General features: G+C 58.3%; 6 protein-coding genes. 5 read left to right on the top strand and 1 reads right to left on the bottom strand.

What is annotated here, in order from left to right; translation table 11 throughout:
- Positions 1 to 57 precede the first annotated feature (57 nt).
- On the bottom strand, positions 58 to 987 hold the full coding sequence (locus C9427_RS19795; RefSeq protein WP_107650793.1) for a peptidylprolyl isomerase: 930 nt from the start codon (positions 985 to 987) through the stop codon (positions 58 to 60).
- A gap of 241 nt (positions 988 to 1,228) precedes the next feature.
- Here C9427_RS19795 and secA point away from each other — a divergent pair, with 241 nt between their 5' ends.
- The 5 genes from secA to C9427_RS19765 form a co-directional block, all read left to right on the top strand.
- Complete coding sequence (secA, locus tag C9427_RS19790; protein WP_107650794.1) at positions 1,229 to 3,961, top strand: preprotein translocase subunit SecA; 2,733 nt, start codon at positions 1,229 to 1,231, stop codon at positions 3,959 to 3,961.
- Between the two features lie 578 nt (positions 3,962 to 4,539).
- Complete coding sequence (locus C9427_RS19785; RefSeq protein ID WP_146172562.1) at positions 4,540 to 5,601, top strand: PP2C family protein-serine/threonine phosphatase; 1,062 nt, start codon at positions 4,540 to 4,542, stop codon at positions 5,599 to 5,601.
- A gap of 197 nt (positions 5,602 to 5,798) precedes the next feature.
- On the top strand, positions 5,799 to 6,671 hold the full coding sequence (locus tag C9427_RS19775) for a protein kinase domain-containing protein (protein WP_107650790.1): 873 nt from the start codon (positions 5,799 to 5,801) through the stop codon (positions 6,669 to 6,671).
- Positions 6,668 to 7,732, top strand: a complete 1,065-nt coding sequence (locus C9427_RS19770; protein ID WP_146172561.1) for a serine/threonine-protein kinase — start codon at positions 6,668 to 6,670, stop codon at positions 7,730 to 7,732. The genes C9427_RS19775 and C9427_RS19770 overlap by 4 nt, the downstream gene beginning before the upstream one ends.
- Positions 7,733 to 7,925: 193 nt before the next feature.
- Positions 7,926 to 9,025: lipopolysaccharide biosynthesis protein (locus tag C9427_RS19765; protein ID WP_107650788.1), on the top strand; the 1,100-nt coding region annotated here is incomplete at its 3' end.

Raw genomic sequence — 9,025 nt, 5'->3', positions numbered from 1 at the left:
CTTTCGTGGGGGCGAGGAACCCAAGCTGGATTGAAGCCAGCTTCGCCAATGGCGCGCCTACTTGGCGCTTTCCAGCGTATCGACAGTCTTCTTCAAATTGGCGTCGGGGATTTCGACCTTGGCGGCGGCGCGCAGCTGCTTGACCAGGGCGAAATATTTGTCGCGGATGACCGCCTGCTTGGCCTGGTCCTTGACCTCATCGAAGGCCGGCGGCTGCTTGGTGCGCTTGTCCTCGACCTTGATGACGTGCCAGCCGAACTGCGACTGCACCGGCTGCTCGGTGTATTTGCCGACCGCCAGCGCGAACGCCGCCTTGTCGAATTCCGGCACCATCTGTCCCGGTCCGAACCAGCCGAGATCGCCGCCGCTGGTCTTGCCTGAGGGATCGCTGGTGTGCTCGTTGGCGAGCTTCTGGAAGTCGGCGCCGCCGTCGAGCTGCTTGATGATCGCGTCGGCCTCTTCCTTCGTCTTCACGAGGATGTGACGGGCATGCACCTCATTGGTGGGCGGGGTGTTGGCGATTTCCTGGTCGTAGCGGGCGCGAACCTCGGCATCCGTGACCTTGTCGACGACGCCCTTTTCAACCATTTCGCCATGCAGCGCGCGCTGCTGCAGGAACGCCATGCGGCGCTGGAAGTCGGGATCCTTGTCGAGGCCGGTGGCGACCGCCTGGGCGGCCATGACCCTGATTTCGATCGCCGCCGAAAGTGCCGCCGCGCGGCGCTGTTCGGGCGGCAATTGCGCGAACTGCTGCGACAGCTCGCCTTCGGCAAGCCCAAGGTCCGCCTCGGTCAGCGTCTGGCCGTTGACGGTCGCCACCACGGCGTTCGGATCGACCGGTGCCGCCGGCGCGGGGGCTGGTTGGGCGGGGGCCGCCGGCTGGGCGGGAGCGGTGTCCTGCGCCATCAGCGGCGACAGCGACAGAGCCGACAACCCGACGGCCAGACCAAGGCTGGCGAACGACGCACGGCGGAACAATAGGGACATAAGATAACTCCGATGGGGATTGGCGGCTGTTCAGATCAGCCAGATTGTGGCGGAATTTGGCGCGGTCGACAGGGCGAGCGCGGCGTTGACATCGATTGAGCCCCCTCTTATCTGTCCAACGACTTTGCGTCCAGAACCGTTTTCCGGGCGCTTTTTGCGTTTGTCCGCGTTTCACGCGGAATTGATGGGGCCGGCCGGCGCCCGTCACAACGACTATGAATGCTATCGAAAGGGCCATTGGATGGTCAGTCTCGGCGGTCTCGCCCGTAAGGTTTTCGGCTCCTCCAACGATCGTCGGGTCAAGTCGACGCGGCCACGCGTCGAGGCGATCAACGCCATGGAAAACGAGATGCGGGCGCTCTCCGATGCCGAACTGGCGGCCCGCACGGAAAAATTCCGCCAGGACATCGCCAACGGCGCCTCCCTCGACGATCTGCTGATCCCCGCTTTCGCCACCGTGCGCGAGGCGGCTCGCCGCGTGCTTGGCATGCGCCCATTCGACGTGCAGCTCATCGGCGGCATGGTGCTGCACAATGGCGGCATCGCCGAGATGCGCACCGGCGAGGGCAAGACCCTGGTCGCCACGCTGCCGGTCTATCTCAACGCCCTTGCCGGCAAGGGCGTCCATGTCGTCACCGTCAACGACTACCTCGCCACGCGCGACTCCGAATGGATGGGCCGCGTCTATAAATTCCTCGGCCTGAGCGTCGGCGTCATCGTCCACGGCCTGTCCGACGAGGAGCGCAAGGCCGCCTACGCCGCCGACGTCACCTACGCCACCAACAACGAGCTCGGCTTCGACTATCTGCGCGACAACATGAAGTATGAGCGCGACCAGATGGTGCAGCGCGGCCACAGCTACGCGATCGTCGACGAGGTCGATTCCATCCTGGTCGACGAGGCGCGCACGCCGCTGATCATTTCCGGTCCGCTCGAGGACCGCTCGGACATGTACAACACCATCGATGCCTACATGCTGAAGCTCGGCCCGGAAGACTACGAGATCGACGAGAAGCAGAAGACCTCGATCTTCACCGAGGACGGCACCGAGAAGCTGGAGAACCTTTTGCGCGACGCCGGCCTGCTCAAGGGCGAGTCGCTCTACGACGTCGAGAACGTCGCCATCGTCCACCATGTCAACAATGCGCTGAAGGCGCACCGGCTGTTCCAGCGCGACAAGGACTACATCGTGCGCAATGGCGAGATCGTCATCATCGACGAATTCACCGGCCGCATGATGCCGGGCCGCCGCTATTCGGAGGGCCTGCACCAGGCGCTCGAGGCCAAGGAGCATGTGGCGATCCAGCCGGAGAACCAGACGCTCGCTTCCGTCACCTTCCAGAACTATTTCCGCCTCTACAAGAAGCTTTCCGGCATGACCGGCACGGCGCTGACCGAGGCCGAGGAGTTCGGCAACATCTACGGCCTCGAAGTCACCGAGATCCCGACCAACCTGCCGGTCATCCGCATTGACGAGGACGACGAGGTCTACCGGACGGTCGAGGAGAAGTACAAGGCGATCGTCAAGGAGATCAGGGAAGCCAGCGCCAAGGGCCAGCCGACGCTGGTCGGCACGACGTCCATCGAAAAATCCGAGCAGCTCGCCGAGCGCCTGCGCAAGGAAGGCTTCAAGGACTTCGAGGTCCTGAACGCCCGCCACCACGAGCGCGAGGCGGCCATCGTCGCCCAGGCCGGCAAGCCCGGCGTCATCACCATCGCCACCAACATGGCCGGCCGCGGCACCGACATCCAGCTCGGCGGCAATGCCGAGATGCGCATCGCCGACGAGCTTGGCGACATGCCGGATGGCCCCGAGCGCGAGGCGAAGGAAAAGGCCATCCGCGACGACATCGCCCGGCTGAAGGAAAAGGCGCTCGCCGCCGGCGGCCTCTACGTCCTCGCCACCGAACGCCATGAATCGCGCCGCATCGACAACCAGTTGCGTGGCCGCTCCGGTCGCCAGGGCGATCCGGGCCGTTCGAAGTTCTTCCTGTCGCTGCAGGACGATCTGATGCGCATCTTCGGTTCCGAGCGCATGGACGGCATGCTGCAGAAGCTCGGCCTCAAGGAAGACGAGGCGATCATCCATCCCTGGATCAACAAGGCGCTGGAAAAGGCGCAGAAGAAGGTCGAGGCGCGTAACTTCGACATCCGCAAGAACCTGCTGAAATATGACGACGTCTCCAACGACCAGCGCAAGGTGGTGTTCGAGCAGCGCATCGAATTGATGGACGGCGAAGGCCTCAGCGAAACCATCGCCGAGATGCGCGAAGGCGTCATCGACGAGATCGTCGCCAAGGCCATTCCCGAAAATGCCTATGCCGAGCAGTGGAACGTCGACGGCCTCAAGGCCGAGGTCGCCGAATTCCTCAACCTCGATCTGCCGATCGATGACTGGGTCAAGGAAGAGGGCATCGCCGAGGACGACATCCGCGAGCGCATCACCCAGGCCGCCGACACCGCCGCCAAGGAGCGCGCCGAGCGTTTCGGCCCCGACGTCATGACCTATGTCGAGCGCTCGGTCGTGCTGCAGACGCTCGACCATCTGTGGCGCGAGCATATCGTCAACCTCGACCATCTGCGCTCGGTCGTCGGCTTCCGCGGCTACGCCCAGCGCGACCCGCTGCAGGAATACAAGGGCGAGGCGTTCGAGCTGTTCCAGGCGATGCTGGGCAATCTGCGCCAGGCCGTCACCGCGCAATTGATGCGCGTCGAGCTGGTCCGCCAGGCCGCCGAAGCCCCGCCGCCCGAGACGCCCGAAATGTTCGGCAGCCATGTCGACGGCACCACCGGCGAGGACGATTTCGACGGTGGCGAGACAGCACTTCTGGTGCGCCAGGAAACCAGCGCCGTCGTCGCCCCCGAAAACCGCGACCCGAACAACCAGGCGACCTGGGGCAAGGTCGGCCGCAACGAAGCCTGCCCCTGCGGCTCGGGCAAGAAGTACAAGCACTGCCACGGGGCGTTTGCGTAAGCGCCACCTTCCCTTCTCCCCGTTCACGGGGAGAAGGTGCCCGAAGGGCGGATGAGGGGCGGCGCGGACGTTGGCGATTGACTTTGCTAAGCCCGGCGAATGCCGCGTCATCAACCGTCACTCTTTCGACCCTCTGCATGCGCACCGATTTTCTAATCTTTGAGCCAGGTCATTGCGTCAGGAAAGTTGTGCACAGACGCGCGGCTAGGTGAGCGCGGCACAAAATCTTCAACACACTACGCCGCCTCTCATCCGCCTGCCGACACCTTCTCCCGTCACCGCAAGGGGGGAAGGCGGCTCGATGGAACAGAACGATAGCATCTACATTCCCGATTGCATGGCGTGCCTTGCCCAGCAAGCTGACGAAGTCTCAGTGGCAGCTCAAGTAACCATATTGCGCATGTCCAAATCGGAGAGAATCTGGCTTTGTCAGGTGCCTTCAAGCAGGAATTCGTCTACTGTTTTTCGGCGTGAGCAATTTGCTCAGGCAAATTAAGCATCTAAGAATCGCGCTGAACCAAGACCGTGATTGCCCGAACGTTAGAGAATTAGGGCTCAGACAAACGCATGGAGAACATGTGAATAGTGAGCTTGAAGATCGCATCGAGTACTTTATGTCCAAGCAGGCTGTTGGCCGCAGCACACAGGTCAATGACGGTATTGGAGTAGGTTCCTCGAAGGGACCGGTGCGCGAGGAAAATCAGGATCGGGCGGCGGTTGCCTATATCGTGAAGCCTTCTGGCGAGGCTTTGCTGATCGCATTAATCTGTGACGGGATGGGTGGAATGAAAGAGGGAGGTGCAGCTGCTGGCTGCGCTGCTGGGACGTTTCTTGCACGCTTAGCAGTGCCGTCAGGTGCCCCAATCGGAAGCCAGATCTTGGGGGCGGTCAATGCCGCCAACGCCGAAGTCCATCGTAGATTTCGAGGGGATGGTGGCACGACTCTTACCGCTTTGGTTATAAAGGGGTCTGGAGAAGCTTGGGTTACGCATGTTGGCGATAGCAGATTGTATGTAAGTAGGTCCGATAGGAGCCTTGACCTCTTAACTCGCGACGACACCATCGGTGGGCAACTTAATCAGATCACCGATGCGAATGAAGATAATTTGGACAACCGTCTTCTCCAGTTTGTCGGAATAGGAAAGACGATAGAGCCTCACATTTTTCCGGTATCCGATGCTCTAAACTCAACCTTCATAATTACATCTGACGGAGCGCATAGTATAGGGAAAAAATCGCTAGAAAGAATTAGCCGAAACTCTCGAAGCCCTGGGGAGCTTGCTCGTAAAATTACGTACGTTGCAGAAGCGATGGGTGTCGAGGACAATTCTTCAGCAGTGGTTATTTATGCCAATGACTTCAGTCCTTCACCTCGTTTTGCGAGAGGTACTGAGCTTACTCTATGGAGCCCTAGCGAGCGACTTGAGATGTGGCTCGCTTCGCCAAGGGAGGTCGACCAACCTTCACAAGAAGAAAGTCAACCTACCGGACAGCCCGTGGCCAAAACGAAGAAAGCTGCCCGATCTCCCCGAAAAACCAACAAGCAAGCGGGAGGAAATAAAGGCCGGGTCTCTGAAAACGAAATTGAAAAGCCGCAATTGAACATAGAATTCAATAGCAAGAGCAAGAAACAAGAATGATAGTGCTCCCGGCCAGATATTCCACTGTCATCAAGACTCTCTCCGGGGGAGGAATGTCGGAGACCGCGCTTTGTTTCGACGGCAATCTTCAGCGAAAAGTTGTGGTGAAATCTCTTAAGCCAGGAATCGAAAAACACAGGCTTATGGATGAATTATCTGCCCTTGCTGATATCAGGTCGAAGTACGTAGTTTAGGTCTTGGACATTGTTCATGACAACTCAGAAATTGTTGGATTTGTCGAAGAGTACATAGAAGGGACTGATCTGAAGCCGATTGAAGTTGGAGCTGGCACCCACGCGGCACTTCGCGCGATGTATTCGATAGTTTCGGGAATTAGTGACGTGCATCGGCACGGTCGCGTTCACCGCGACATAAAACCAGATAACATGAAGATTGATAGCTCTGGTGTGTTGAAAATATTCGACTTTGGTCTCGCAAAACTCTCGAACGGAGCAAAGACGAAACAGTTATTCTTCACTCCGTTCTACGCGGCACCTGAAATTTTTGTTCCTGATTCCGCCGGGAACCATGTTTTTACGGCAGCTGTGGATATATTTGCTTTTGGGGTTACTGCGTTGTGGCTTCTGAATGCGGGCAGCCTGCCGTCTGAACTTGGGCACGTGCCACCGTCCATACCCAAAAAGTCGTTGGCTTTTAATTCCACCATCATCTCAGTTCCCGTTGAGATAGCTTATTTGCTGAATTCGACGTTGAACTATGATCCGGCGGAGCGACCCGATGCCGAAATGCTTCGAACCGCTCTCGGGAAACATCTTCTCTTTGATAAGCACCGTATGCTGATCACGTACTCGGGTAACGATCATTTTGTTGATGCTGCCAACCGGACCGTCACTCTTACCGCACAGGGTGATGGCGTAACTATAAGTTATGATGGGCTCGACTTTGTTGTGACACACGTATCCGGACATGTAAGACACAACAATCGGCAGGTCATCGTCGGATACAAGTTGCAGGGAGCTGCGGTGATAGTTTTGGGGGATCCGAGCGGCGACAGGAGACTCCGGACCTCAATAACTGCAGATATCTCTCACCCCGAGGTGATGAATTGAAGGGCCCGATATCAAAGGGAACGGCGGCGATTGCCGGCCGCTACATTCCGGAAGAATGGATTGGAGCGGGCGGCATGCAGCACGTTTACCGTGTGGTTGATCAATTGTTTGGTCGACTAGTTGCTCTTAAAACTCCCAAAGATGACGCTGGACTGAAGCGCTTTCAGCAGTCCGCCGTGGTCAGCGCCAAAGTCAATCACCCGAACGTGGCGAAGACACTTGACTACTTTGAAGATGGAGGACGGTCTTTTATTATTGAGGAACTTGTTCCTGGATCAGATTTGGCTGCGGTGATGGAGGGCAACCTTCCTTATCTACCGCCTTCAACATGCACGCGGATATTGCATCAATTAGCGAAGGGATTGGCAGCTTCGCATGCGGTAGAAGTGGTACATAGGGACTTAAAGCCAAGCAACATAATGGTCGTTGGCGGCTTCCATTTCGATAATGTAAAGATCACAGACTTTGGCATAGCCAAGATGGCTGAAGCCGAGATCGGGCAATGGGCTGAAGCGGGGGGCTCTACCTCATCGAAAACCGTCCTCGGAGCAATACCGTACATGTCACCCGAAGCGATTAATGAATTCAAGATGCCTAAGAAATCTTCGGACGTGTGGGCAATAGCGGCAATCACCTACGAACTTCTCGTTGGCGAGCTCCCGTTTGGAACAGGCCTTAAATCTATTCCGAATATCATTGCGGCGAAAACTCCAAAACGCCCCGCCCAGATAAATTCTGCTCAGTTTAAGAGTTTAGGAAATCAGCTCTTTGAAATAATTTGTCGCTGCTTGGAAAAGGATGAGAACAAACGTCCGACTGCGGCGCAATTAGTGCTACTTTGTGAGGATCTGTGCTATTCTATTACGAGATATGACTACGGAACTATCAGTCAATTACATGGATATACCGGGAGAATTTCTGATAGCCAAGATACAATTCTGATGTATCATCCGGAAAGTTTCTATGGCACGTCAAAAGTTAAGGATGGCTCTCGGGTGTGGTTTGGCCGTGATCAAGGTTCGCCATGGGATAGAGCTTTTCCTATAGTGAAGGCCATCTGACAAAGTCGACGAAATGAAATAGTTGCCCGCCATCCCGATAACCTGCGGATTTGTAGGGCACGTAAGGCAATCCAACCTCTCACACAGGGCAAGCTAAGGCGCAACGCCCCACTCCACCGCCACCCAACCGTTTCTTAATCTGTCTTCGCTACACCCAAAGCCTGAAAAAGAGGCGGAAAACGGAGAGTATTGGGTGCGCTTTTCCGCGGCGACGACAGCCGGGCGGTTCCTGCCGCAGCGCCTTGCGCTGCGCGTAAAGCCGTTGCTTGGCCGCATCGACGCCGTGCTGTTCAGCGCCGACGAGCGCGGCGAAGCCGGGCGCATGTCGCTTATCGCCTTTTCCGTGCGCATCGTCAGCGCCGTCATCGCCTTCGTCAGCCAGGTGCTGATGGCGCGCTGGATGGGCTCGTTCGAATACGGCATCTTCGTCCTCGTCTGGGTGACGATGGTCATCGTCGGCAACCTCGCCTGCCTCGGCTTCCACACCTCGGTCATCCGCTTCATTCCCGAATACAGCGAGCGCGGCATGCTGGCCGAACTGCGCGGCATCGTGATGACCAGCCGCCTGTTCGTGCTGATTGCCTCCACCGCGATCGCCGCCCTCGGCGCGCTCGGCGTCTGGCTGCTCTCGCCCTTCATCGAAAACTACTATGTCGTGCCCTTCATCCTCGGCCTCATCCTGCTGCCGATGATCGCCATGTCCGACCTGGTGCAGGGGCTGGCGCGGGCGAACTCCTGGGCGCTGTTTGCGCTGTCGCCGACCTTCCTGATCCGGCCGGTGCTGATCCTGGCCTTCATGGCGCTGATGCTTCTCATGGGCTACGCGCCCGACGCCAGGACCGCGATCTTCGCCGCCATCGCCGCCACCTACGCCACCACGATCGGCCAGCTCCTTGGCGTGACGTCGCGCATCGACAAGAAGATCCCGGCCGGGCCGGTGAAGGTGCATTTCGCGCAATGGTTCATCGTCTCGCTGCCGATCTTCCTGGTCGAAAGCTTCTTCTTCCTGCTCACCAATGCCGATGTGCTGATGGTCGGCGCCTATATGGATCCCGACGACGTCGCCGTCTATTTCGCCACGGTCAAGACGCTGGCGCTGGTGCATTTCGTCTATTTCGCCGTCAAGGCGGGCGTTGCCCAGCGCTACGCGCAGTTCACCCATGGCGAGCCGGAAAAGCTCGCCGCCTTCGCCCGCGAGACGGTGTCGTGGACGTTCTGGCCGTCGCTCATCATGGCGCTGATGGTGCTGGTGCTGGGCGAGCCGATGCTGATGCTGTTCGGCCCTGAATTCAC

Source organism: Mesorhizobium helmanticense, from assembly GCF_003034915.1.
In the GTDB taxonomy this organism is placed as follows: Bacteria; Pseudomonadota; Alphaproteobacteria; order Rhizobiales; family Rhizobiaceae; genus Mesorhizobium; species Mesorhizobium helmanticense.
The sequence above is the reverse complement of the archived record's forward strand: the minus strand, read 5'-3'. Positions and strand labels throughout refer to the sequence as shown.